Origin of the sequence: Thioalkalivibrio paradoxus ARh 1 (assembly GCF_000227685.2) — a bacterium.
In the GTDB taxonomy this organism is placed as follows: Bacteria; Pseudomonadota; Gammaproteobacteria; order Ectothiorhodospirales; family Ectothiorhodospiraceae; genus Thioalkalivibrio; species Thioalkalivibrio paradoxus.
In genome coordinates, this window is sequence record NZ_CP007029.1 from 2,650,206 (window position 1) to 2,673,944 (window position 23,739).

23 protein-coding genes are annotated in these 23,739 nt (G+C 67.3%); 5 read left to right on the top strand and 18 right to left on the bottom strand.

Annotated elements, in window-relative coordinates; all coding sequences use genetic code 11:
- Positions 1 to 112: 112 nt before the first annotated feature.
- The 11 genes from THITH_RS11930 to THITH_RS11980 all read right to left on the bottom strand — a co-directional run bounded on the left by THITH_RS11930 (position 113) and on the right by THITH_RS11980 (position 8,323).
- Positions 113 to 376, bottom strand: a complete 264-nt coding sequence (locus tag THITH_RS11930; RefSeq protein WP_006748362.1) for a 4a-hydroxytetrahydrobiopterin dehydratase — start codon at positions 374 to 376, stop codon at positions 113 to 115.
- Positions 373 to 858, bottom strand: coding sequence for a ferritin-like domain-containing protein (locus THITH_RS11935; RefSeq protein WP_006748363.1), 486 nt, complete (start codon positions 856 to 858; stop codon positions 373 to 375). The genes THITH_RS11930 and THITH_RS11935 overlap by 4 nt, the downstream gene beginning before the upstream one ends.
- Before the next feature lie 51 nt (positions 859 to 909).
- Positions 910 to 1,233, bottom strand: a complete 324-nt coding sequence (locus THITH_RS11940) for a BMC domain-containing protein (RefSeq protein ID WP_006748364.1) — start codon at positions 1,231 to 1,233, stop codon at positions 910 to 912.
- A gap of 42 nt (positions 1,234 to 1,275) precedes the next feature.
- Positions 1,276 to 1,584, bottom strand: coding sequence for a BMC domain-containing protein (locus THITH_RS11945; protein WP_006748365.1), 309 nt, complete (start codon positions 1,582 to 1,584; stop codon positions 1,276 to 1,278).
- Between the two features lie 64 nt (positions 1,585 to 1,648).
- Entirely contained in the window at positions 1,649 to 1,939 is a 291-nt protein-coding gene (locus THITH_RS11950) for a BMC domain-containing protein (RefSeq protein WP_006748366.1), read from the bottom strand.
- 58 nt (positions 1,940 to 1,997) lie between these two features.
- Complete coding sequence (locus THITH_RS11955) at positions 1,998 to 2,267, bottom strand: carboxysome peptide B (protein ID WP_006748367.1); 270 nt, start codon at positions 2,265 to 2,267, stop codon at positions 1,998 to 2,000.
- Positions 2,267 to 2,530: a carboxysome peptide A gene (locus THITH_RS11960; protein WP_006748368.1), complete on the bottom strand. Its 264-nt coding sequence runs from the start codon at positions 2,528 to 2,530 to the stop codon at positions 2,267 to 2,269. The genes THITH_RS11955 and THITH_RS11960 overlap by 1 nt, the downstream gene beginning before the upstream one ends.
- Complete coding sequence (locus THITH_RS11965; RefSeq protein WP_006748369.1) at positions 2,530 to 4,044, bottom strand: carboxysome shell carbonic anhydrase; 1,515 nt, start codon at positions 4,042 to 4,044, stop codon at positions 2,530 to 2,532. Before THITH_RS11965 ends, THITH_RS11960 begins: the two co-directional genes overlap by 1 nt.
- Before the next feature lie 18 nt (positions 4,045 to 4,062).
- The gene (locus THITH_RS17155; protein ID WP_006748370.1) at positions 4,063 to 6,183 is read right to left on the bottom strand and encodes a CsoS2 family carboxysome shell protein; all 2,121 of its coding nucleotides are present in this window, start codon (positions 6,181 to 6,183) and stop codon (positions 4,063 to 4,065) included.
- A gap of 324 nt (positions 6,184 to 6,507) precedes the next feature.
- Positions 6,508 to 6,852, bottom strand: a complete 345-nt coding sequence (locus tag THITH_RS11975) for a ribulose bisphosphate carboxylase small subunit (RefSeq protein WP_006748371.1) — start codon at positions 6,850 to 6,852, stop codon at positions 6,508 to 6,510.
- A 55-nt stretch (positions 6,853 to 6,907) separates the two neighbouring features.
- Complete coding sequence (locus tag THITH_RS11980; protein ID WP_006748372.1) at positions 6,908 to 8,323, bottom strand: form I ribulose bisphosphate carboxylase large subunit; 1,416 nt, start codon at positions 8,321 to 8,323, stop codon at positions 6,908 to 6,910.
- Between the two features lie 337 nt (positions 8,324 to 8,660).
- On the opposite strand from THITH_RS11980, the gene THITH_RS11985 reads away from it, so the two are divergent.
- Complete coding sequence (locus THITH_RS11985) at positions 8,661 to 9,131, top strand: aminoacyl-tRNA deacylase (RefSeq protein WP_006748373.1); 471 nt, start codon at positions 8,661 to 8,663, stop codon at positions 9,129 to 9,131.
- A gap of 218 nt (positions 9,132 to 9,349) precedes the next feature.
- Entirely contained in the window at positions 9,350 to 9,763 is a 414-nt protein-coding gene (gene rnk, locus THITH_RS11990; RefSeq protein WP_006748374.1) for a nucleoside diphosphate kinase regulator, read from the top strand.
- Between the two features lie 141 nt (positions 9,764 to 9,904).
- Here the strand turns inward: rnk and THITH_RS11995 are convergent, their stop codons facing one another.
- From THITH_RS11995 to THITH_RS12010, 4 genes are all read right to left on the bottom strand, one after another.
- Positions 9,905 to 10,924, bottom strand: coding sequence for a hypothetical protein (locus THITH_RS11995; RefSeq protein WP_232222198.1), 1,020 nt, complete (start codon positions 10,922 to 10,924; stop codon positions 9,905 to 9,907).
- Positions 10,925 to 11,074: 150 nt separating this feature from the next.
- Positions 11,075 to 14,338 carry an EAL domain-containing protein gene (locus THITH_RS12000; RefSeq protein WP_006748376.1) on the bottom strand — a complete coding sequence of 1,088 codons (3,264 nt, stop codon included), beginning with the start codon at positions 14,336 to 14,338 and terminating at the stop codon, positions 11,075 to 11,077.
- Between the two features lie 115 nt (positions 14,339 to 14,453).
- Entirely contained in the window at positions 14,454 to 14,792 is a 339-nt protein-coding gene (locus THITH_RS12005; RefSeq protein ID WP_006748377.1) for a DUF3634 family protein, read from the bottom strand.
- A 49-nt stretch (positions 14,793 to 14,841) separates the two neighbouring features.
- A complete protein-coding gene (locus THITH_RS12010) occupies positions 14,842 to 15,909 on the bottom strand; it encodes a GlxA family transcriptional regulator (protein ID WP_006748378.1) in 1,068 nt (355 codons plus the stop codon).
- Positions 15,910 to 16,119: 210 nt separating this feature from the next.
- Between THITH_RS12010 and THITH_RS12015 the strand changes: the two genes are divergently transcribed.
- Complete coding sequence (locus THITH_RS12015; protein ID WP_006748379.1) at positions 16,120 to 17,448, top strand: tetratricopeptide repeat protein; 1,329 nt, start codon at positions 16,120 to 16,122, stop codon at positions 17,446 to 17,448.
- 37 nt (positions 17,449 to 17,485) lie between these two features.
- Here THITH_RS12015 and THITH_RS12020 read toward each other — a convergent pair whose 3' ends face one another.
- The 3 genes from THITH_RS12020 to THITH_RS12035 all read right to left on the bottom strand — a co-directional run bounded on the left by THITH_RS12020 (position 17,486) and on the right by THITH_RS12035 (position 20,457).
- A complete protein-coding gene (locus THITH_RS12020; protein ID WP_006748380.1) occupies positions 17,486 to 18,031 on the bottom strand; it encodes a YaeQ family protein in 546 nt (181 codons plus the stop codon).
- 375 nt (positions 18,032 to 18,406) lie between these two features.
- On the bottom strand, positions 18,407 to 19,279 hold the full coding sequence (locus THITH_RS12030; RefSeq protein WP_006748382.1) for a hypothetical protein: 873 nt from the start codon (positions 19,277 to 19,279) through the stop codon (positions 18,407 to 18,409).
- Positions 19,280 to 19,578: 299 nt separating this feature from the next.
- Positions 19,579 to 20,457, bottom strand: coding sequence for a LysR substrate-binding domain-containing protein (locus tag THITH_RS12035; protein ID WP_006748383.1), 879 nt, complete (start codon positions 20,455 to 20,457; stop codon positions 19,579 to 19,581).
- Positions 20,458 to 20,550: 93 nt separating this feature from the next.
- Between THITH_RS12035 and metE the strand changes: the two genes are divergently transcribed.
- Complete coding sequence (metE, locus tag THITH_RS12040) at positions 20,551 to 22,878, top strand: 5-methyltetrahydropteroyltriglutamate--homocysteine S-methyltransferase (RefSeq protein WP_006748384.1); 2,328 nt, start codon at positions 20,551 to 20,553, stop codon at positions 22,876 to 22,878.
- 151 nt (positions 22,879 to 23,029) lie between these two features.
- Positions 23,030 to 23,713, top strand: coding sequence for a SagB/ThcOx family dehydrogenase (locus tag THITH_RS12045; protein WP_006748385.1), 684 nt, complete (start codon positions 23,030 to 23,032; stop codon positions 23,711 to 23,713).
- Positions 23,714 to 23,739 lie beyond the last annotated feature (26 nt).

The following is a 23,739-nucleotide window of genomic DNA, read 5'->3' on the forward strand; positions in this document are numbered from 1 at the left end:
TGATCGTACCTCGCTTGCTCCGCGGCGAATGTGCCCCGCGCCGGGCTACCGGCACCCGATCGCCGGCTTGCGCACGGGTTCTTGGGTGCCCCTTTCCTGCGTGACGATTGCCCTACATCGGGCGCGCCGACGCAGGCAACAATGCATCCATCTGCTCGGCAAAGCGCCGCTGACGGTCGCCTAACTCCGTTGCACCGTCGTCGGCGTGAATGGTGACATTCAGGTAGGTCCGCCCGAACCCCATGTCCGGATGCAGTCCCTCCTGCTCCGACAACTCCGCCACGCGGTCCAGGAACTCGCGCAATGTCTCGTAATCCGGAAACTCGTAGCGTCGCTCGAGCCGGGCGGGCCGGGACCGTTCCTTCCATGCACTCATCGTCGTCCCCCGGCTCTTTCAGGTGCCACGACCTGCGCCGAAGCCGCTTCCAGTTCTTCGATCCAGCGCGCGAGTTCGGCTCCATGCGCACGCTCCTCCTCGAGGAGCGTCTCGAAGAACATCCGATTATCGTGGTCCCCCATGCGCGCACAATGCCGGGTCGCATCGCCGTACAGCTGGACCAGCGCGAGTTCCAGCTCCCGGTCGCGAAGCAGCAACTCGTGCAGGCTTCGGCCCAGCCGAACCGGCCTCAGCTGCGACGCATTCGGTGCCACACCCAGCGCGAGCATGCGCCCGATGATCCGGCTCACATGCTCGTTCTCCTCGGTCGCCTCCGCCTGCAGCCGCTCGGACGCGGCAGCAAGCCCCCAGGACGCGGCGAGCCGCGCCTGGGTCGTGTACTGCTGCACGGCCGAGAACTCGAGGCTGAGCGCGCGGCCCAGATACCCGAGTACCCGAGGATCGGCGTTAGCGAAGAACATGACGACGGGTCAGCCCGTGCATGGTGTGCCCCTGGGTCCGTCCCGGACCCATCAGCTCCGCTGCGGGCGGTTGCCGGCCAGAGCGCCTTCGCCACCGAGCACCGGCTCCACTTCGCGGTGCGGACGGGCAATGATGTGCGCTGCGACCAGACCGTCGCCGACGCGCTCGCAGGCATCGGCGCCGGCGCGCACCGCCGCATTCACCGCACCGGTTTCCCCGCGTACGAGGACGGTGACGTAGCCGCCGCCGACAAACTCCCGGGCGATCAGGCGAACCTCGGCGGCCTTGGTCATCGCGTCCGCGGCCTCGATGGCGGGCACCAGGCCCCGGGTCTCGATCATCCCCAGCGCGATGCCGTAGGTTTCGTTGGCCATGCTGTGATTCTCCTTAAAATTGAGTGGTTCGGGCCCAGGGTATTACTTGTCGCTCGCCGGGCCCCCGGTGGGCAGCACGGGCTCCACCTCGCGGTGCGGGCGGGCGATGATGTGTGCTGCAACCAGACCGTCGCCGACGCGCTCGCAGGCATCCGCACCGGCGCGCACCGCGGCGTTCACCGCACCCGTCTCGCCGCGCACCAGCACGGTCACGTAGCCGCCACCCACAAACTCGCGCCCAATCAGGCGCACTTCAGCCGCCTTGGTCATCGCGTCCGCCGCTTCGATGGCAGGCACCAGCCCGCGCGTTTCGATCATGCCCAGTGCGATACCGTAGTTTTCGCTTGCCATTTCCCAATCTCCGTCGTCAGATGTGTCAACTAAATTGCTTTCCCGCGGGCCGGCGGCCCGCAGGTCAGGAATTACTCAGAACCGGTTCCACCTCGCGGTGCGGGCGGGCGATGATATGCGCCGCCACCAGACCGTCGCCGACGCGCTCGCAGGCATCCGCACCGGCGCGCACCGCGGCGTTCACCGCACCCGTCTCGCCGCGCACCAGCACGGTCACGTAGCCGCCACCCACAAACTCGCGCCCAATCAGGCGCACCTCGGCAGCCTTGGTCATCGCATCCGCCGCCTCGATGGCGGGCACCAGGCCCCGGGTCTCGATCATCCCCAGCGCGATGCCGTGGGTCTCGTTTGCCATGTCTGCTTCTCCTGCTGATATCGCTGCTTGTTGAACCAAATGAAACCCGCCGCTTCGCCTATGCCTGCGGCCCTTCGTCTGCCGGCGGCTCCCAGCGGTCGATGATCCCGCCGATGGTCAGATCGGTCAGCACCTCGAAATCGCCCGCCGCATACCGTGCGGCCGAGCCGCTGACGGTGAAAACCCAGTTGCCAGCACGCGCCCCCACCGGATCGACCGCCACGTGCCGGCCGCCGCCCTGGTCGCGCAGCACCCGCAGGGCCATCTGCTTCAGGCCGTCCACCCTGCTCGTGCAGATCAGTGAACCCTCGACCCGAAGGATGTCCATCAGGCCTTCTCCTCGGCCTCAGGAGGCGGCCAGTGATCGATGATCCCGACGATGGTCAGATCGCTCGGGTACTCCTTGCTGCCCGCCGCCTCGCGAGCCGCGGAGCTGCCCACGCAGATCACCCAATCACCGGGGACGCAACCGACCGCATCGACCGCGACCAGCAGCGAGCGACCATCGCGTACCACCTGCAAGTGCTTGTGTTCGAGCCCAGGGATCCGGTTCGTGGACACCAGAGGCCGCTCGATCTGACAAATCTTCATCAATGCCCTCCCTGCGGCGTCCCGCGTACCGAGCAGGAGAGCGCCTCGATCGGACCGCGGGCATTGCAGTCACGCACGATCTGCAGCGTGTGCAATAGCCCACGCGCCGACAGATCGCGGTAACGGCTGTGCAGCGCGCGGTTCACCCGCTCGCAATGCGCGACCGCGCGGTCCCGAGAACCCGGAACCTGGCCGTGGTAGTCGTAGCGCACCACCACCGGCACCGGCAGCCCATGGGTCACGTTCAGGCGCGAGCCGATCTTCACCCCGACGTCGAGATCGGGCGCCGCTTCCTCGACCGTGTCCATATATGCAAAGTAGGTCAGGTTGCGCAGCTGGATCTCCTCGAAACCGATCCCGATGCCGAGGAACCGTTCGGCGTGCCCGACGTCGGCATAGCGTCCGTCGTGATAGCTGCGCACGTAGTCGATCTGCGACAGGTTGTTCGCGATGAGCCGTGCCGCCAGCCGTGCCATCCCGTCGGCCACGCCCTCCGCGGACACCTGCACACGCTCCAGGATCCTGGCCTCGGCCTCGGCGGCCGGCAGCCGCGCCGTCTCGGCATACAGCTCCTGCGCCTCCACACCCGCCTGCGGGTCGATGCGGCCATCGGCACCGGGCACATGCACGCGGATCGCATCGGTGTCGGTGTCCATGCCGATCAACAGCAGGTCGATCGACGCGCCGCAGCAGAAACTGTTCTGCACCGCCTGCTGGAACCCGAGCAGGCGTTCCAATCCCGCTTGCGCGGCCTGCTGTTCGTCCGATCCGTGCGCCGCGCACCCCTCGTGGTCCGGATCACTGGAGCTATAGTGGTACACCACTGCCTTCAGGTACCGGGTCGGCGCATCGGCGGTGTTCGGCCGCCCTTCCCGGAACCGCAGCATCTCCGTCTCGACCCATTTCTGCAGGCTGTCCTCGATATCGAACAGCGCGCCCGCATAGGACTTGCGTCGAACTGCCCGGTACGGCAGCCGGAGCACGTAGCGGATCACATGGGCCAGCCGACCGTCGGCGCAGGGCGACACGTCCAGCGTATGGAACCCGCAGTCCTGCAGGAACGACTGGAACATGTCTTCGTCGTCGGAGCCCAGCGGATCGTCGGTGAAGAACTCGTCACAGAAGCGCCGGTAGGTTTCGAACACGCACCACGCGAACAGCCGCCGCATATCGAGCTGGGAGACCCAGGCGTCGCCCAGAATCTCGGGCGGCAGCTCGTAGCCGAGCCGCTCGCGCGCAATCGCCTGGGCCCGCGTCTCGAAATCTTCCTCGTGCTGCAGCGCCGACAGCCGCTTTAACACCGGAACAATGTTGTCGAACGACTCCTTCACGCGGCGCTCGTACCCGAACAGGTAGGCGTTCTCGTCGCCTCGCGTCAGCGGATGCAGCCCCCGCGCCGCGCCGCCGCGACCGAACGACGGGCGCGTCGGACGCCGCGAGGTTGCCGGGACAGGCGCAGGCGCCGGTCCCTGCGACCAGAACAACGAACGTGGCGATTGACGGCGACCAGGCATCACGGTTCTCCCCCGGGATCAGCCCCGGGCGCCTCCCGAGTAGGTCACCAGTGCACCCCGATCGGTGTTGCCGCTGCCTCCGGTCACCTTGGCGACCGGCAGGGGCAGATCCTCGTTACGCTTGGGCGCTGGCTCGGGGGGCATCGCGGACATCGGGCCGCCACGGCGCGTCGGGTTGCGGCGCATCGCAGAGGCGCCCTCGGTCCCGGTGACGCGGTCGCCACGATCCCAGTCGTCACCGGTGATCCGGACCCCACCGTCCATGCCCTCGCCGGTCACCCGAGATTTGACCCGACCCTCGACGGTCTCGGCGGTCGGCGGAATCGCGTTCGCGTTGGTCGGCGGCGACATCACACCGCGTCCGAAACGAAATTCCTCGGTGCCCGTCACCTTGCCGGTGGCCATCCCGAACGGGCCGGTGATCTGGCCCTGCTCGTACCGCGTTCCGGTTACGGTCCCGTTGGCCTGGGGAGCCACCGCGGCATGGGCGGGCGCGATCACGCTGAACTGCCCCCAGGGCTCCGGCTGGCCGCCGACCGGCTGCGGGAAGTCCGGGCTGCCGGGTTCGGCCGCGGTCGCCGGGCACACCTCGGCGACCTGATCCGCACCCACGTACGGCGTTCCGCTCACCGGCTCACAGGCGCCCTTGGCCGCGCCGGTCACGGGACCGCCGATGCCGGGCTGAATGCCGGTCATGGCGGCCCCGGCGGTCCGCTGCCGGGGCTGGGTGCGGGCCTGAGTCACTTGCGTCTCGGCCGGCTCGCAATAGCCGCGATACTGCTCGGCGCCTGCGTATGGCGTTCCGGTGATGGCCTTGCAGGTACCCGGCTCATCACCGGTCACCTTTCCCGATCGCCCCGTCAAAGTGCCGGTCACGGCCAGACCCTTGAAGGTCTGGGACAACCCGACCTTTTCGTCTTCGGGGGCAGGGGTGGACTCGCAGAAGCCTTCGAAGTGCTCACTACCCAGATAGGCATCGCCGGTCACGTTCCGGCAGCTGCCGGGCTCGTCGCCGGTGACCCGGGTGGAGCGTCCGACCATGGTGCCAGTCACCGAGCCACCACGCAGCGTGGTCGTGGTTCCGACCTTCGCCGGCGCCTGGCCGTTGCCCTGCTGCATATACTGCGTTCCAGTGAGAGCGCGGTTGGCACCGACCTCGTCACCCGTGACCCGCTCGGAACGGCCGACGTTGCTGCCGGTCACCGGCTTGCCCTTCTGGCTCTGGGCCACCGTGATCTTGTCTGCGGCCGGCTGCGGGCGGACCCCGCAGAAGGCATCGACCTGGTCCGCACCGAGATACTCGGTACCGGTCACGCGCGCGCAGGTACCCGGCTCGTCACCGGTAACCCGGGTACTGCGACCCACTTCGTTGCCGGAAACCCGGTTGCCGTGCGAAGTCGGGCTGACCCCGACCTTCCGTGGCGCGCGTGTCGGTTCGGTCTGGCAGAAATCGCGAAAGATTTCGGCACCCATGTACTCGGTGCCGGTCACCGGCTTGCAGGAGCCCGGTTCGTCGCCGGTCACGGTACGGCTGCGCCCGACCATCGTGCCTGTCAGATGCTGCCCGTACGCGGTTTCGCTCGCACCGACTTTCGGGGGCGCGTCCTTGCGGGCCTTCTGCGGACGCACGCGCCCGCAGGGTTCAGCTTTTTTTTGGCCCGCGTTGCCAGTACGGCTGCGCTGCTCGCGCAGCGCCTGCGCCAGCTCGCGTCCCGACAGACCGGGATTGGTGGCGCGCGCAGTCTGCGCGGTGGTCATGCCGCGCGGGCTCAGTCCGGCCTTGCCGCGCGCCGACTGCGCGTGTCTGCGCGCCAGCGCCACCGCCCGGCTGGTATTGGCCACCACGGGTTTGGGTTTGCCGCCATTGGCACGCATCTTGGTGCGCGGACCGCCGGCCCGGGCGCGAGCCGTCGTCGCGGGTTCCCGTGTGGAACGCGCTTCGGGGGCCGTCCCCTGCTCGCCCTTGCAGCCGCAGCCACAACCCGAACGCTGTTCATCCTTCGAGCTTGCGGGAGTTGCCGACGACGCCTGAACGTCGGCCGCGGTGCGCGTGCGATCGGCCTGCGACACACCTGCCTTCCCGCGATGGGACATCGCTTCGCGTCGCGCGCGCGACGCTGCCCGTGCCTCGGGCATCATCGGCTGCGCCGCCCTTGACGACCGCGTTGAAACCGCAGAACGCGGCGTACTGGTACCGATAGCGCTCGCGGTGCTGGCCGCCGGACGAACCACCGGCGCGCTGGGGCTCGGGCTGGGGCGCACCGGAGCCCCGCCGCTGTGCGTGGATGTCTTCTTCAGTGCGGCCTTTCCAGCTTCGGAAAGGGCACGCCGCCGAGCCATGGAAGCCGCCCGTGCGCTGCTGCTGTGTGAAGGTCCTGCCATTTCAAACCCCGTCGCGTGGTTGCTCGAGTCCCGTTGCGCCGCGGTCACTGCCGAACCGGGCAGTGACCGCGTCCGATGCCGTCAGCCGCGGCCTTCGTACACCACGAAGGACGCACCCTGGGTCTGGGCATAGGCGTCGTAGCCCAGCAGCCGGATGTGGTGATCCGGATAGGCGCGGCGGCAGGCTTCGAGCTCGGCGACCACGTGGCCGAGGTCGGTATCGCCGAAGAACGGCAGCTTCCACATCGTCCAGTAGTGATTGAACGCCTTGCTCGGATGCTCGTGCTCGATCGCCGGGCTCCAGCCCTGGGCGATGATGTAGGCGATCTGCTCGTGCACTTCGTCCTGCGAAAGCTTGGGCAGGAAGCCGAAGGTTTCGAGCGTCTGGGCAGTCTGGTAGTCGCCCATTTCGTAACTGGTTGCCATGTTCGTAGTCCTCGTTTCGATTCGGTTACAAGTTCAGTGCGGAACAGGCGCGGCCTCAGCCAACGTCCAGCTTGTCCACGGTCTCGAACTCGAACACGATCTCTTTCCAGGTTTCCATCGCGATCGCGAGTTCCGGGCTGTGACGGGCGGCGTCGGTCAGGATCTCGCGCGCTTCGCGCTCGAGTTCACGGCCTTCGTTGCGTGCCTTCACGCAGGCTTCCAGCGCGACGCGGTTGGCGGCTGCACCGGCCGCGTTGCCCCAGGGATGACCCTGCGTGCCGCCACCGAACTGCAGCACCGAGTCATCACCGAAGATCGACACCAGCGCCGGCATGTGCCACACGTGGATGCCACCGGAGGCGACCGCGAACACGCCGGGCATCGAGCCCCAGTCCTGGTCGAAGAATACGCCGCGGGCACGGTCTTCCGGCACGAAGGATTCGCGCAGCTGGTCGACGAAGCCGAGCGTGGAGTTGCGGTCGCCCTCGAGCTTGCCGACGACGGTGCCGGTGTGCAGGTGGTCACCACCGGACAGACGCAGGCACTTGGCGAGCACGCGGAAATGGATGCCGTGCTTCGGATGACGGTCGATGACCGCATGCATCGCGCGGTGGATGTGCAGCAGAACGCCGTTCTTGCGGCACCACTTGGCCAGACCGGTGTTGGCAGTGAATCCCCCGGTCAGGAAGTCGTGCATGACGATCGGCATGCCCAGTTCCTTCGCGAACTCGGCGCGTTCGTACATCTGCTCGGGGTCCGGGGCGGTCACGTTCAGGTAGTGACCCTTGCGCTCGCCGGTCTCGGCCTGCGACTTCATCACCGCCTCGGCGACGAATTCGAAACGGTTCTGCCAGCGCATGAACGGCTGCGAGTTGACGTTCTCGTCGTCCTTGGTCAGATCAAGGCCGCCACGCAGGCACTCGTACACCGCGCGGCCGTAGTTCTTGGCGGACAGACCGAGCTTGGGCTTGATCGTCGCGCCGAGCATCGGACGGCCGTACTTGTTGAGCTTGTCGCGCTCGACCTGGATGCCGCTGGGCGGACCCATGCAGGTCTTGATGTACGCGATCGGGAAGCGGATGTCTTCCAGACGCAGGTGCTTCAGCGCCTTGAAGCCGAACACGTTGCCGACCAGCGAGGTCAGCACGTTCACGATCGAGCCTTCTTCGAACAGGTCGAGCGGATAGGCCACGAACGCGTAGAACGATTCCTTGTCGCCGGGCACGTCCTCGATTCGGTAGGCGCGGCCCTTGTAGTACTCGAGGTCGGTCAGCAGCTCGGACCAGACGGTGCTCCAGGTACCGGTCGAGCTTTCCGCGGCCACGGCTGCGGCCACCTCTTCGCGGGGGACACCGGGCTGACCGGTGACCTTGAAACAGGCCAGCAGGTCAGTGTCGAGCGGGACATAGTCCGGGGTCCAATACTTTTCCCGGTATTCCTTGACACCGGCTTCATAGGTCTTAACTGCCATGGTCGACTCCTGCTTCAATTACTGGATGGAAGTGCCGATCGAACCTGCGCGAAGTCTATGGATGCAACGCATAGCATTCCAATCGGTATTTTCTTCAGTTCGCATAGAGGATGATCTATGCAATGACCGCATGGAACTTGAGGAGATTACCGCGCCCCGGTGCTTTCGCCAAGCGCCGGGGGTACGCGGCTTGGAAACCGCGGGTGCGGTGGCAGCGTCCTGCTGATCCAATGAATGGCCGCGGCGTTTCGGATTGGGGCGAAACCGAATGCCGGGGTAAGCCGATTGTCCATCTATACTCGAGTGGCGGCGGCAACGGGACCATGGAGGTGCCACTATGAATCTGGCGCACACGCTGAAGGCGTTTCTGGACCATCGCGGCGTGCAATACGAAATCGTGGGCCATCCGCACACCGCATCGGCAAACCGATCCGCGGAGGCGGCGCATGTGCCCGGCGACGCGCTGGCCAAGGGCGTCGTAGTCGAGGACTCGGGGCGGTACCTGCTCGTCGTGCTGCCGGCGACTCGCCGCCTGAAGCTTGGGCGGCTGCACCATGCGCTCGGCAGCCATGTCGGGCTCGCCACCGAGCCGGAAGTCGCCGAACTGTTCGCGGACTGCGAAGCCGGAGCGGTGCCGGCGCTGGGTACAGCCTATGGCCTGGAAACCGTGCTCGACGACGCGATGGCGGCGCAGGACGAGGTCTTCATCGAGGGCGGAGACCATGAATCGCTGATACGGCTGCGCGGCGAGACCTTCCGCAGTCTGCTGGGCGACGTCCGCCAGGGCGATTTCAGCGTGCATATCTGAGCAGGCCCGGGCGGGTACCGAGCCTGCGCCAGCAATCGAGCATTGGGGCGGGCAGCGCGGCGCTGTTGCCCCCCTTTGCCTTTGCCGGGCGTTTATGCAATAAAGGCGTAACGCTACCGGAGATTCCGGCGCAGGTAGCACGAATCCGATCGACACGGCGGCCCGCGCTTGCGTGGGCCGTTTTTTGTTCGCGCCAGACTTCTAGAGGCCACCCCAACATGACCGAGCGACCGACGCTGACCCTTTCGTCCCTGGATCTGCACCGCATCGAGCAATTGCTCGATGCCCTGTCGCACGATGCGTTGCAGGCGCACGCTTCGCTGCTCGAAGAGCTCGAACGGGCCAACGTGGTGGAGCCTGGCGAGGTGCCGCCGACCGTGGTCACGATGAATTCCACCGTTCGCTTCCGGACCGAACCGGACGGCAAAGAGTTCGAGCGCACGCTGGTCTACCCTGCAGGCTTCGACGGCAGTCCGGAAAAGGTCTCGGTGCTGGCCCCCATCGGCAGCGCGATGCTGGGGCTTTCCGTGGGTGACAGCATCGAATGGCCGGCGCCCCGCGGCGGCACGATGACGGTACGCATCATGGAGATCCTCTACCAGCCGGAGTCCTCCGGCGAATTCCACCGCTGACGCCCGCCGCAGGCCGGTGCCATCGCGGGCAAGCACCATCGGCGCAGGTCCTCGATCGCGTTCCGACAAGCCCCGGCGGGCACGACCGAACGCGAGTGCCACCCAGACCGTCAGGCCGCTGCACTGAATTGCGGCCTGACGTCAGAAGCGCATCTCGGCAGCCAGCCCCACGGCCCAGGCTTCCCGGCGGTCGGGATCGTCGTCTTCACGCGGCCAGAAATAACCGACGATTACCTCGCCGAGCAGCCAGTCGCGGTAGACCGGCCGCCGGTAGATACCGCGGACACCGTACTCCCGCACGCTGACATCGTACCCGGTCTCCCCGTTCGCCAGCAGGTCAAAGGACAACTCCCGCTGTTCGGGAAAGGTATGCAGCGTTCCCAGGGCCGTGGCCCAAGCGAAACCATCGGTCTCGGTGCTGATCGTGGCCGAGTTGCGCCATCGGAACGCGAAATCGTCGGCGAACGCGTAGCCATAGTCGAGCGCGGTGGTCGATCCCAGACCGTCACTGACGGCCAGAAAGATCGTCTCGGTGAACTCGATCCGCGACTGCTCGGTCAGCCACCAGCCCTTCTGGTACCGGGCCTGGCCGTACAGCTTGTATCCGCCGCGAACCCCCGCACGCAGACTGACGTTGTCCCGCAAAAAATAGCCGACCCCGGCAAAGAACGTCGAATCGTCCGTGCGGCTCTCCGGCAACAGCAGTTGCGAGCGCCGGAAGGTGTCCGGCTGATCGGTCACCAGCTCGGCCTCGTTGTCGCGGCCCAGGAACACGAACGCGCGCTCGTCGACATTGGGCATCGTGACATCGAGCCGAAACCGCACTCGGGCCTTGAATCCCTCGTCCTCACGCTGCAGGCCTCGAACGTAGATGCTGCCGCTGACCTCGCCCCCGGATTCATCGAAGGGCTTGTCGCCGAACCAGCCGTCGACTCCCCGCACCAGCCAGTTCGCCGTCGCATCGACCCCGCGCCGGGTTGTCTCCAGCCATTCCCGCCGGGACCCGTCGTCCTCCGGCTGCCGGGGCACAGCGACGTCGGGGTCCCCCTCCAGCTCGACTGGGTTCTCCGCGATCTCGTCGGCATCATCGTCGGGGGCATCTGCCAATACCGGCACCGCCAGGGACAGGCCAACCGCGATACCCAAGATCCACTTCCGCATATTCGGCATCCACCGCCCCCTTCACCCCGGCCAGCAACTCTTCAGCTTAAACCGCGCATGACATTCGATCCAAGGCCCAGGATCCGCCTGAACGCCGGCCGCCGGAGCCGACAGCAAGCAGTGCGTTCACCATGGCCATATCCGCACCCCTCACTCCGACTCCGGCGACGGCGGAAAGCGCCGATCGAATGCCTGCACCGGCAACGGCTCAGAGAACAGAAACCCTTGCATCCATCGGCAGCCGTGCGCAATCAGAAACTCGCGCTGCCCCTGCGTCTCCACACCCTCCGCAATCACCTGCATGCCCAGATCGCGCGCCACCGAGATCGCCGCCAGCGCGATCGCCACGTCGTCCGGATCATCCGGCAGATCCCGGACGAAGGAACGATCGAGCTTGAGCCGGTCCAGCGGCAACCGCTTGAGGTAGGCAAGGCTGGAGTAGCCCGTACCGAAGTCGTCCAGTGCCAGCGTCAACCCCATCCCCGTCAGGTCCTGCAGTCGTTGCGTCAGTGACGGCGAATGGTCCATCAACGCACTTTCGGTAATCTCGAGCACAATCCTGCGTGGATCGGCACCGGTCTCGGCAATGACCTGTGCGACCCGGTCCGTGAAATCGGGTCGAGCAAACTGCAGCGCCGAGATATTGACCGCCACCGAAAGCTGCTGCCGGCCCCGTTCACGCCAGTGCGCCTGCTGCGCAAACGCGCTGCGCATGACCCAATCGCCGATCGGGATGATGAGCCCCGACTCCTCTGCGACCGGAATGAATTCGCCCGGAAGCATCGGTCCGCGTTCCGGATGCTGCCAGCGCAGCAGCGCTTCCACGCCTACCAGCGCCCGGGTTTCGGCGTCGACCTGCGGCTGGTAGTGCAGTGTGAACTCGTCGCGGTCGAGCGCACGCCGCAACCCGCTCTCCAGCTGCAACCGTCTCAGCACCCGTACATTCATTTCATGAACGAAGAACTGGAAGGTGTTGCGGCCCGCGTCCTTGGCACTGTACATCGCGGTATCGGCGTGCTGCAGCAAGGTATCCACGTCCGTGCCATCGGCCGGGTAGACCGCAATGCCGATGCTGGCCGACAGTGTCAGTTCGTGGCCGTCGACGACCATCGGGCGCGCCAGCACGTCCAGCATCTTGCGTGCCACTGTACCGGCGTCGTCGGATCGCGGCAGGCGTGGCAACAAGGCCACGAACTCGTCGCCACCGAGCCGTGCCAGCAAATCCTCTTCGCGCATGCACGACTGGAGACGACGCCCGACCACCGCCAGCAGCCCGTCGCCGACACGATGGCCCAGCGAATCGTTCACTGTCTTGAACTGGTCGAGGTCCAGGAAAAGCACTGCCATGCAGTCACCATGACGTTGCGCAACCTGCAGCGCCGAACGCGCGCGCATTCGCCACAGGTTCCGGTTCGGCAAGCCGGTCATCGAGTCATAATGCGCGAGCCGCTGAATGTCCTGCTCGGCGCGTCGCGCTGCCGTCACATCCTGCGCGGTCCCCAGTAGCCGCTGCAGGCGCCCGTCCTTCCACTCACTCTCGACGACGACATGCACCACCGAAGCCGCACCCGGATGCCGCAGCACGCAATCCAGTTCGATGGCGCCGGCCGTCGTTTGCAGACGCTTGATCGCGGTCTCCAGGCGTCTGGCGTCACTGGCCTCGAATGCTGCCAGCAAGTGTCGCGGTTCGAATCGCTCCGCGTCCGGCAACGGGAGCAATGCACGTAAGCCGTCCGAGCACCGGAGCAACCCATCCTCCGCCTCCTGCACCCAGCTGCCGAGGTGCGCGATCCGCTGTGCCCGTGCCAATGCATCCTGTTGCTCCCGAAGGTGTCGGGTGGTTCTGGCCAGTTCGGCGGTGCGTTGCTCCACCAGCGTCCCGATCCTCCGCGTCTGGCCGGAAGTGATCAGCAGAAAGGCGCCGAGCAGGCCCGTGGATACCAGGCCGATGGTCAAGGTCGCATAGGCAACCCAGGTGCGCCGTTCGCGCAGGAACGCATCGTCCGCCACCACGCGGAGTTCCCACTGCCGCCCAGCGAACGGGACCGGGAATCTCAGTGACAGCGGAGCGCTCTCCAGCGCTTCCGTGGCGCAGGCCGCCGCCCCGGTGAGGAGCTCGTTACCGGGTGCTGCATCACGATCCAGCAGGCAGGCACGCAGATCCTGCGCGAGCGAATCGCCGATCACCGCATCCATCAGATCATCCATGCGAAAAGCTCCGCTGACCAGGCCGGGTGGATCACCGTCGATGCCGGAAACCGCGTGGTAGACCACTACACCCCGCTGGGCCTGGCGCTCCTGTGTCAACTCGAACGGCGCACTCACGGCCGGGCGGCCATCTGCCAGCGTGGCATCGATGGCTTCGCGGGCAGGCGAAAACGACGCCGGATTCAACCCGAGCACGTCACGATTCCCTTCGAGCGGCTCGACGTGCAGGATCGGAAAGTACGTTTCCGCCTCCGCTGCAGGCGTGACACGTACATCGGTTTCCGCCACCCGGTCCAGAATGCGGTATCCCGGGATGGATTGCGACGCGGCCCGTTCGAGGTCGGCCCGCTCGTCCGCGCGCACACGCGGGTTCCAGGTGAAATTCTGGGTACCGGGTTGACGGTCGAGCAACGGGCGCACGAAACGCCGGAAGTCTGCGGCAGTGTGTGCCGGATCGTGACTGACCAGGCGCTCGATCGCGACGATCATGTCGATCTGGGCGTCGAGCCGCTTCGCCGTCAGCGTCGCAACCCCCTCGGCCTCGCGTGCGAACTGTTGCTCGATACGGTGCTGCTCGGCATCCCGGATGCCCTGGAACGCGAGCATCGTGAGCCCCAGGGTGATCAGCAGCGGCAGTGCCACCGTGAACAGCCGGGGCCGCCACACCGACCGCGGTCGCCCGAAAAGCACGAACATCAGCGGGGCGGCCACGATCACGCCCAGGCTGTCCCCGAGCCACCAGTTCCACCAACTGAAGAACGCATCCGGCAGGCTTATCACGCCGCCCAGCATCAACGCGGGCACCGCCACCGACGCATTGACCAGGGTGCTGACGGGCGCCACCACAAGCAGAAACAGTATGATGCTGCGACCGGTGTCGAGCGGATTCGGGAAACCGATCAGGCGTTGGGCCAGCCAGTAACCGAGCAGTGCCTGGACCGTCGCACCCACCGGAGCGGCCAACAGGATCGGCAGGCTGCTCACGCCCGCATCGTCGCTGGCCAGCAGCTGCACCATTGCGGCCCCTGCAGCCACACCCGGCCATACCCCGGTACCAAAGATCAGCAGCGCCGACAGTGCGATTCCGGCGGGCGGGAACACTTGCGACACCGAATAGGGCGGCACTGCGACCTGGAGTGCGACCCAGCCCGCAATCGCATACGCCGCGGCCAGGGCGATCGAGCCAGGGAGAGAGACGCGCATCATCGGATTATCGCCGCACTGGCGGCGCCAGTGTACCCTGCTGGCCAGCGACCGTGGCCTGATCCGGGTCCTCGAGATGCAGGGTATCGGCTCCCCGGAGTGCGGACCCTACCGTGGTTCACCCGCCCACTGCCCGGCCGCCTCCGGGCCCACCGCCGGTCGGAGGCACCCACACGTTGCGTAGCGGCTGGTGGGCGCGTGCCGGCAGATCCCGGGAAAAGCGCAGCTCGATTCCGCCGGCGGTCCGCACGCCGAGGATCCTTCCCCGATCCAGCCGGTACAGCCGAGCGACATCGCTACAGCCGCGCACGAACGCCGACGGTGGATCCCCGCGCAACACCCGCGCCCGCCCGCCCTGCAGGTCGATCACGAAGCGCACCCGCACGTGCATCAGAAACACGGTGAGCACGGCCGCCATCGCCAGCAGCAGCCCGGCCAGCGTAAGCCCCGCGGTCATGGCGCGGACCACCTGCTGCACCGGAACACCCGGGAGCCCATCCGCCCCATCAATCGCCCTGCTCGATTGCTGCCGGCTGCGCGCTGCGCAGCACCTCGCGCAGCCTGCCGAACTTGCGCCGGTACTGGGAAGGGGTCAACCTTACCGAGCGCTTGAACAAGCGGATGAAGAAACTCGCGTCCTCGTATCCGAGGTCCTGGGCGATCGCCTCCACCGGATCCTGCGTTGCCTCGAGCATCTGCTTCGCCTCCTCGATGCGGATGGTGTGCACATACTGGATCGGCGTCATCCCCGTCGCCTTCTGGAAGCGCCGCACCAGCGAACGTTCGGACAGCCCGGCGATGCGGGCCATCGCCGCGACCGGAGCCGGCGCATGGTAATGCGTCGCCGCCCAGACCTGACACTTGGCGACCAGGGCGTCTTCGGTCTGCCGGCTCGCCGAGAGCCGTGCGAACGGCTGCTGGCCGACATGGTGCCAGTCGATCAGGTAGATCCGTGCCAGCTGCATCGCCGCATCGACGCCGGCGACCCGGGCGACCAGGAACAGGCCGAGATCGAGCCAGGACGATCCACCGCCCGCCATGATCAGGCGCTGCCCCTCGCCCGCCGCCACCAGCGAACGCTGGCGCTGTACCCGCACTGCCGGGAAGCGCGCGGCCAGGGCATCGCAATACGCCCAGTGGGTGGTCGCGTCCTCACCGTCCAGCAAACCCGCTTCGGCCAGCAACAGCGCGCCGGAACATGCGGCGGCGACAATCGAGCCCTGGCGGTAACACGCCCTGAGCCAGTCGATTTCCCGGTCGAACCGCCCGGCGAGCGAATCCATCGGCGCGACGAGAATCTCCGGGATGCAGACGAGATCCGGAACCGGCATGTCCTCCAGCACCGCATCCGGAACCACGGTCACCCCGTTCGCGATGCGCAACGGCCCCTCGCGCACTGCCGCGATCCGGGGGACGACCAGCGCCGGGCCGGGTGCCCCGCCGACGATCATCCCCCAGTCCCGCCCTGCCGAGTGGAACAGGTCGTTCAGGCCGTACATCACCGACGCCGTCGCCTCGGGGAACGCGAGAATCGCCGCGGTGACGGGACCGGGTGGCTGGCGCACGCAAGTCATGGCGGAAACGTCCTGCTCCTGTCCGAATTGGCCACAGGGATTCACCCCTGCTCCCGCTACGATGGTTTCCAAGGCCATTCCCGATCGTGTGGGGACACCGGCGGACTCGCGGACCTCGCGGGCAACGACAGTGGGCCGCAACCAGCCCCTCGCACCGCAGTTTCCACACCATCGCCGCTGCCGGCCAGGTGCCGGCCTGGAGAAACCACCATGAAACAGACTGACCTGCTTGGCAACCCTGTCACTGGAAGCACCGACGCAGCACTGCGGCATTACACGCAAGCACTGCACGAGCTGCATTGCTGGCGCGGCGACCCGGTCGCGACCATCGAGGCGGCGATCGCGGAGGCCCCGGAGTTCGCAATGGCGCAGCTGCTGCACGCCTGGCTGCACCTGCTCAGCACCGAGCCCGACGGCGTCGCGGTGGCGCGCGCCGACCTCGAACGCGTGCAACGATTGCCGCTGAACCACCGCGAGCGCGGCCATGCCGAGGCGGTCGCCGCGTTCGCGTCTGGCCACTGGCAGCGGGCCGGACGCATCCTGGAAGACGTGTCGATCGACTACCCACGCGACGCGCTGGCGCTGCAGGTGGGTCACCTCGGCGACTATCTGCGCGGCGACTCGCGCATGCTCCGGGACCGTATCGCCCGGGTATTCGGACAGTGGGGCAACGGCGACCCGGGCTACCATGCGCTGCTGGCCATGTTCGCGTTCGGCTGCGAGGAAAACGGCGACTACCGGCGCGCCGAGGACTTCGGCCGCCGCGCGCTGGACCTGGAGCCGGAGGATGCCTGGGCGCACCACGCGGTGGCCCACACGTTCGAGATGGAGGGCCGTGCCCGCGAAGGCATCGAGTGGATGCGCGAACGCGAACACTTCTGGGCTGACGACAACTTCCTCGCCGTCCACAACTGGTGGCATCTGGCGCTGTTCCATCTCGACCTGAACGACGTCGACACGGCATTGGCGCTGTTCGACGGCCCGATCCACGGCACGCATTCCAAAATCACGGTCGACCTGATCGATGCCTCGGCGCTGCTCTGGCGACTGCAGCTACGCGATGTGGACGTGCGCAGCCGTTGGCAATCGCTGGCCGCAGCCTGGCGCGAGGTCGCGCACCCGGGGCTGTACGCGTTCAACGACTTTCACGCGATGATGGCGTGGGTCGGCAGCAGCGACGGCGAGCGAGCCGCGCGTTGGACTGCGGCCCAATCGGCGCAGGATCGCGACCCGGCGGGCGACCAAGCAAGCGATAACGCAGCGATCGCGGCATCGCTGGGCAAGCCGCTGCTCGAAGCGCTCGCGGCGTTCGGCCGCGGCGAACACGCGGCCGCGGCGGGATCGCTGCGCGACCTGCGGCCGACTGTCTATCGCCTCGGTGGCAGCCACGCCCAGCGCGACGTGATCGCCCTGACGCTGGTCGAGGCGGCCCGACGCAGCGGTCACCTGCCGCTGGCCCAGGCACTGGCCGCGGAACGCGTTCAGGTGAAGCCCGGGAGCGCGTACAACCGCGCGCTGGAGCCGCGTACCGCAGCCTGAAGCGAACGACGGCGGCCAACGCGCGGCCGCCCCCGCATTACGCCTGCATCGTACGCAGCGGCTCGGGATGCAGCTCGATGGTGGTGCCGGCACAGGTGAACCAGACCAGGCTGTCCTGGATCGTGCACTGCACCTCCATGTTGCGCTCGGCCAGCGCGGCCAGCGCCGCGCTGGCCTCCGGCGCGAGGCTCAGTACGCTCAGGTTTGGCTGCCCCGACAGGGCCTCATGGTGCTGTCGCCACCAGGTGGGCACGGTCCGTCCATAGGCCAGCACCGTGACCCGCCGCGCCTTTCCGCAGGCCTTGCGGATATCGCGCGGGTCCGGTGTTCCGACATCGATCCAGTGCTCGATCAGGCCGGTAGGGTCCGGGTCGAACAGGTCGGCTTCGTCCTCGGTGGACAGTCCCCGGCCAAAGCGCAGGCGATCGCTGGCGTACAGGCAGAAGGCCAGCAGCCGCATCATCAGTCGCTCGTCGGTCTCGGACGGATGGCGTGCCAATGTCAGTGCGTGGCTGCCGTAATGCGACCGGTCCATATCGGCGATCTGGAGATCCGCCTTGAAGATCGTCGCTTTCAGGGCCATGGGTGCGGGCCGCGGGCTGGATCCATGGAGACGTGGGTGTCGATCCGGAATGAAGGCCCGAAGTGTAACCTGAACGAGCAGTCACCGAGGAACACGGACATCACGGAAAACGAAAGGATCGTGGGCCCCGAGGATTGCATCTCATCCATGAAAAATTCTGGCTCGGTCCATATCGGCACCAAGAACACGCGATCGGACACAGATCGGTGCCACGCCGCCCTCATCAGGCCGGGAGAGCGCAGCGTCCTGCGGCACTCGTCGTTGATGCTGCCCCGGTGCTCGCGCCAACCCCAACGCTGGCGGACGAAGCCGGACGCCGTCATCCGCTCTTCGCCTGGTGACGGTCGCGGATGCCCGCGCCGGAGCCGGATCCACCTACGGGTTGGCCCGGCGCATGCGCGCCTCGACCCGCGCGGCCGTCAGCAGCCGATGGTCGACCACTTCGGGATACAGTGCGTGGAACCGCTCGACCTCGAACACGTGCTCACGGGCAGCCCGTTCCAGACGTTGGCGCACGGGACGCGGCAGGCTACGACACATCAACAGCCGTGGCGCGAGCCTGCGGACGTAGAGATCGCAAAGCACTCGTTGCTGCTCGTCCTGCCAGTCTTCCCGGATCAGACAGGGTGGGAAATCGCCCCCAGCCGGATCCCGGCGCTCGAACCAGGCAGCCCGCGGCCTTGCACCCGCCCGCTCGGCGACCATTCTTTCCAGGCGATAGTTCACGGGAGGCACATAGAATGCCTGCGGGGGTTCCGGGGGCCGTACCTTCAGTTCCGAGGCGGGCATCGCCTGCCATTCAGGCTGCGCAGGTGGCAACGCCGGTTCCTGCTCGTCGACGCGGGTGTACAGCAACGCGAGCGGCGTCTCGTCCCGGGCATCCAAAAGCCAGCACTCGAACCGGTCTGCCGCGTCAAAGGGCAGGCGCGCGGCGGTCACCGCCTCGAAGAGACGCTTGCTGGCGGACCGGACTTCCTCGACATCCAGAGCTGGGTGCACGGGATGGCTCTCCAGCCGGTGCTGCCTGACGGTGCCGACCGCGGCGTAGTTATAACCGACGATGCGAGTGTAGGTTGCCGCCGGATCGGCCCTTGGCCTGCCCGACTGCGCCCGCGGGCTTGCCGGCAGCATGTACTGAATCGACCAGTAGTCGCCGTCCATGCTCAGCGCCCGCGCCCTGCCCATCTCGGCGATCTGGACCACGCCCACGAACGGCAGCAACAGCCGCCTGGAATACAGCTTGATCACGTTGAACCCTCCCGCTGAGCCGACTCCCGGACGAGGACCCGGCCGGGATCCTGCACAGGCATCCAATGCCAAGGGGCCCCGGCTGATCGAGCTCGGTGATTCCGAGCCGCACCGGGCGATACCCTGCGGCCCAGCCCTCGAATCGTGCTCGGACATCAAAGTGCATGTTCGTTCGACTCCGTCTCCGTGCGCGGTTTCCGATTTTCGCGCCGCGGCGAGTTCCAACCCTCGGGGACCGGGCCACTGCAACAGGCTGACAAGCTCGGAACGGCATCGGGAACTCGCCTGCCATCAGCCGCTCAGCTTCGCACCGCGTCGAGGAAGCCAGCCACGTGGGGCAAAGACGCGTCTGCGGCCCGCACCGCCGCATACAGGGTTCCGGCCAGGCCCGCGGCCCCCAGCGCTGCGGTCTGCACCCGGCCATCGGCCACGGCATGGGCGCAGGCCCAGTCCGGCAACGCCACGACCCCCTGGCCCAGAGCCGCGAGTTCGATCAGCATGGTGGTGCTTTCGACAACCCGAACCCGTCGAGGCTCGACGCCGGCCGGCCACAGAAAACCCACGAAGACGTCCAGCCGAGCCCGCGAAACCGGGTAGGTGAGCAGAGTCTCGCCTGCCAGGTCCGCGGGCGACACGTGGCGACGCGCGGCCAGTGGATGCCCGGGCGTCATCGCGAGCCTCGTTTCGTAGGCAAACAGCGGCATCCACGTCAGCCCCGGCAGATCGCGCCGGTCGGGGCTCAGCACCACGTCCAGGCTTCCTTCCAGGAGTCGTGGCAGCGGGTCCAGGCTGGCGGACAGCACTACGTCGAGTTCGACGCCGGGGAAGCGGTCCCGGTAGACACGCAGGCGCGGCAGGAGCCATTCCAGGCAACTGTGACACTCGCCCGCGATATACAGGCGCCCGCGCTCCCCGCGCACCAGTTCCGAAAGTCCGGCAAGCGTCTCGTCCACCTGCGGAATCACGCGATCCGCCAGGGACAAAAGCGCACGGCCCGCCTGCGTCGGCCGCAGCGGCCGGGTGGAACGGTCCACCAGCACCACGCCCAGCCGGTCCTCCAGCTCCTTCAGCTGATGCGACAGCGCCGACTGGGTCAGGTGCAACCTGCCGGCAGCCGCAGTCAGACTGCCGGCGTCGGACAGGGCCGACAGCGTCCTCAGATGGCGCAACTCGATCATTCAAATTCCTCATAGTACCGTGAAAATGTTTCGCTTGTTCTCATCATATCAACCCGGGACACTGCGGGCTTCACGTCACGAGAGGCAACGACCATGACCGTCCTGCATACCCTGGGCATGCCGCGCATCGGGGCAAACCGCGAGCTCAAGTGGGCACTCGAGAACTACTGGAAGGGATCGGGTAACGCCGACGCGCTACTGGGCGTCGCGCGCGAGCTGCGTGCCCGTCACTGGGCCCTGCAGGCCGACGCGGGTTGCCGCTATGTCGCGGTCGGCGACTTTTCCCTGTACGACCACGTGCTGGACATGAGCACCCGCCTGGGTGTCGTCCCGGCACGGTTCGCAGGCACGAACGATGGCGTGGAGCTCGACACCGTGTTCCGGATGGCCAGAGGACGGGCACCGTCCGGCAGACCCGCCTTCGCCTGCGAGATGACGAAGTGGTTCGACACCAACTACCACTATATCGTGCCGGAACTGGCACCGGACCAGCGCTTCGCACTTTCGCGCGCGGATCTGTTCGAACACGTCGAGGAAGCGAAGAGTCTGGGCTATCGCCCAAAGGCCGTGCTGACGGGTCCGCTGACCTGGCTCTGGCTGGCCAAGGCCCGCGTCGGACTGAACAAGCTCGGCCTGCTCGATGCCCTGACCCAGGCCTATGGAACGATCCTGGCCCGCCTCTACGCGCAGCAGGTGGAATGGGTACAGCTCGATGAACCGATCCTGGCTTTGGACCTGCCGGCGGCCTGGCGCATTGCATTCGAACACACCTACCACGGCCTGCAGCGGACGCACCCGCGCATCCTGGTGGCCAGTTACTTCGGCGGCCTGGGGGACAACCTGGTGACTGCCGCCCGGTTGCCCATTGCCGGCCTTCATGTCGACGGTGTCAGCGCCCCGGACGAACTGGCACAGGTTGCGGACTGGCTGCCCCGGCACAAGGTGCTTTCCGCGGGCTGCGTGGATGGAAGGAACGTCTGGCGCAGCGATCTCGGCGCCGTGCTGGACCGCCTCGAGCCGCTGCAGGCGCGGCTGGGCGACCGGCTGTGGCTCGCACCGTCCTGCTCGCTGCTGCACGTGCCCCTGGATCTGGCCACCGAATCCGAACTCGATCCCGAGCTCCGTTCCTGGCTGTCGTTCGGCCGGCAGAAACTCGAGGAACTGAGTCTGCTGGGCCGGGCGCTCGAGCGCGGGCGCGCACCCGTGGCCGAGACCCTCGCCGCCAACCGCAGCGCGCTGGCCACGCGCCAGGCGTCGGCACGCGTCGTCCGGCCGGAGGTGCGGGCGCGGCTGGCCGCCATCGATTCCGGCGATGCACGCCGGCCTTCCCCCTATCCGCAGCGCGCCCGGGTCCAGCAGACATGGCTGCAGCTGCCGGCCTACCCCACCACGACGATCGGCTCCTTTCCCCAGACTGCGGCGATCCGCACCGCCCGCCGGGACTTGCGTTCCGGCCGCCTGAGCCGGGAGGGCTACGAGACGCGCATGCGCGGCGAGATCGCCGATGCCGTGGCCGCCCAGGAACGGCTGGGCCTGGACGTGCTGGTACACGGTGAGGCGGAGCGCAACGACATGGTCGAGTATTTCGCCGAGCAACTGTCCGGATACGCGATTACCCGGGGCGGCTGGGTGCAGTCCTACGGGTCCCGTTGCGTGAAACCCCCGATCATCTACGGCGACGTGGCCCGCCCGTCGCCGATGACGGTGGCCTGGAGCCGGTTCGCCCAGTCGCTCACCAAGAGGCCCGTGAAGGGCATGCTCACCGGTCCGGTCACGATGCTGAAATGGTCGTTCGTGCGCGACGACCAGCCGCGGTTCGTGACCGCCCGCCAGATCGCACTGGCGCTGCGCGACGAGATCGCCGATCTGGAGGCCGCGGGCATCGGGATCATCCAGGTCGACGAACCGGCGTTCCGGGAGGCGCTGCCGCTACGCGCGGGCGATCGCGACCGGTACCTCGAAGAGGCGGTGACCGCGTTCCGGCTGGCCACCGCGGTCGCCTCCGACCGAACGCAGATTCACACGCACATGTGCTATTCGGAGTTCAACGACATCATCGCCGCCATTGCGGCCCTGGACGCGGACGTGATCACCATCGAGACCGCACGCTCCGACATGGAACTCCTGGATGCATTCGCCGAGTTCGAGTACCCGAACGGGATCGGTCCCGGCGTATACGACATCCATTCGCCCAACGTACCCGATGTCGACGCGATGGTGGGGCTGATGCAGAAGGCCGCGGCGCGGATCCCCGCGGACCGCCTTTGGGTGAACCCCGACTGCGGCCTGAAGACGCGAGCCTGGCCGGAGGTCGAGGCCGCGCTGGCCCGGATGGTGGAAGCGGCACGCAGGCTGCGCACGGCAGGACACACGGAGGCCGTTGGGAGTGGCGTCGGTGTGGGTTCCACTGCCGTCCGGTAGGCAGCGGAAGCAGGCCTCGCGGCGTGCAGGCGCCCTCGAGTCTAGACTCGAGGGCAGAGAAGCGTTGCAAACGGCATTCGTGCCGACGGGACAGCGGCCTGTCCGCTTGCGACGCGGGCAACACATACCACTGCGGGACCGGGAGGACGTGATGCACCGATGGCTGATTGCTATGCTGATGGTATTGGCGTCCCTGCAGGCCCAGAGCGATATGCAATCCGGCGCGAACACTGCGATCGACCTCCCCGAGCCGCGGCACACGGGCACGGTGAGCATCGAACAGACGCTGGCCGAGCGCCGGTCGGTACGCAGCTTCGCGCCCGGGGCGCTGGACCTGGACCAGGTCGCGCAACTCGTCTGGTCAGCCCAGGGCGTGACCCGGCGCGCGGACGGCTTGCGTACGGCGCCGTCGGCCGGGGCGACGTACCCGCTCGAGATCGACCTGCTGGTCTCGGGGATGGCGGAGATTCCCGACGGCGTGTATCGCTACGATCCCGGTCGGCACCGCCTGGAGCGCCGGATCGAAGGGGATCTGCGCCGCGCCCTGCACGATGCGGCATTGCGCCAGTCGCCCATTCTCGCCGCCCCGGTCGTAATGGTCATCTCCGGCCAGGTCTCGCGCACCGCGCGGCGCTACGGCGCCAGGGCCACGCAGTACATGTTCCTGGAGGCGGGACACGCGGCGCAGAACGTCTACCTGCAGGGAGTCGCGCTGGACGTCGGGACCGTCGTGATCGGGGCGTTCCACGACCACGAGGTCGCCACCCGACTCCAGCTTCGCGATGGCGAGCAGCCGTTGTACATCCTGCCGCTGGGGCGAACGGCCTCACGTTGACGGTCATGGCGCGGGCAGCCACCCGC

What these genes read in the sequence shown, in the direction of transcription:
- THITH_RS11930 (WP_006748362.1), bottom strand. Translation starts at nt 376, where the DNA reads ATGAGTGCATGGAAGGAACGGTCCCGGCCCGCCCGGCTCGAGCGACGC.
- THITH_RS11935 (WP_006748363.1), bottom strand. Translation starts at nt 858, where the DNA reads ATGTTCTTCGCTAACGCCGATCCTCGGGTACTCGGGTATCTGGGCCGC.
- THITH_RS11940 (WP_006748364.1), bottom strand. Translation starts at nt 1,233, where the DNA reads ATGGCCAACGAAACCTACGGCATCGCGCTGGGGATGATCGAGACCCGG.
- THITH_RS11945 (WP_006748365.1), bottom strand. Translation starts at nt 1,584, where the DNA reads ATGGCAAGCGAAAACTACGGTATCGCACTGGGCATGATCGAAACGCGC.
- THITH_RS11950 (WP_006748366.1), bottom strand. Translation starts at nt 1,939, where the DNA reads ATGGCAAACGAGACCCACGGCATCGCGCTGGGGATGATCGAGACCCGG.
- THITH_RS11955 (WP_006748367.1), bottom strand. Translation starts at nt 2,267, where the DNA reads ATGGACATCCTTCGGGTCGAGGGTTCACTGATCTGCACGAGCAGGGTG.
- THITH_RS11960 (WP_006748368.1), bottom strand. Translation starts at nt 2,530, where the DNA reads ATGAAGATTTGTCAGATCGAGCGGCCTCTGGTGTCCACGAACCGGATC.
- THITH_RS11965 (WP_006748369.1), bottom strand. Translation starts at nt 4,044, where the DNA reads ATGCCTGGTCGCCGTCAATCGCCACGTTCGTTGTTCTGGTCGCAGGGA.
- THITH_RS17155 (WP_006748370.1), bottom strand. Translation starts at nt 6,183, where the DNA reads ATGATGCCCGAGGCACGGGCAGCGTCGCGCGCGCGACGCGAAGCGATG.
- THITH_RS11975 (WP_006748371.1), bottom strand. Translation starts at nt 6,852, where the DNA reads ATGGCAACCAGTTACGAAATGGGCGACTACCAGACTGCCCAGACGCTC.
- THITH_RS11980 (WP_006748372.1), bottom strand. Translation starts at nt 8,323, where the DNA reads ATGGCAGTTAAGACCTATGAAGCCGGTGTCAAGGAATACCGGGAAAAG.
- THITH_RS11985 (WP_006748373.1), top strand. Translation starts at nt 8,661, where the DNA reads ATGAATCTGGCGCACACGCTGAAGGCGTTTCTGGACCATCGCGGCGTG.
- rnk (WP_006748374.1), top strand. Translation starts at nt 9,350, where the DNA reads ATGACCGAGCGACCGACGCTGACCCTTTCGTCCCTGGATCTGCACCGC.
- THITH_RS11995 (WP_232222198.1), bottom strand. Translation starts at nt 10,924, where the DNA reads ATGCGGAAGTGGATCTTGGGTATCGCGGTTGGCCTGTCCCTGGCGGTG.
- THITH_RS12000 (WP_006748376.1), bottom strand. Translation starts at nt 14,338, where the DNA reads ATGATGCGCGTCTCTCTCCCTGGCTCGATCGCCCTGGCCGCGGCGTAT.
- THITH_RS12005 (WP_006748377.1), bottom strand. Translation starts at nt 14,792, where the DNA reads ATGACCGCGGGGCTTACGCTGGCCGGGCTGCTGCTGGCGATGGCGGCC.
- THITH_RS12010 (WP_006748378.1), bottom strand. Translation starts at nt 15,909, where the DNA reads ATGACTTGCGTGCGCCAGCCACCCGGTCCCGTCACCGCGGCGATTCTC.
- THITH_RS12015 (WP_006748379.1), top strand. Translation starts at nt 16,120, where the DNA reads ATGAAACAGACTGACCTGCTTGGCAACCCTGTCACTGGAAGCACCGAC.
- THITH_RS12020 (WP_006748380.1), bottom strand. Translation starts at nt 18,031, where the DNA reads ATGGCCCTGAAAGCGACGATCTTCAAGGCGGATCTCCAGATCGCCGAT.
- THITH_RS12035 (WP_006748383.1), bottom strand. Translation starts at nt 20,457, where the DNA reads ATGATCGAGTTGCGCCATCTGAGGACGCTGTCGGCCCTGTCCGACGCC.
- metE (WP_006748384.1), top strand. Translation starts at nt 20,551, where the DNA reads ATGACCGTCCTGCATACCCTGGGCATGCCGCGCATCGGGGCAAACCGC.
- THITH_RS12045 (WP_006748385.1), top strand. Translation starts at nt 23,030, where the DNA reads ATGCACCGATGGCTGATTGCTATGCTGATGGTATTGGCGTCCCTGCAG.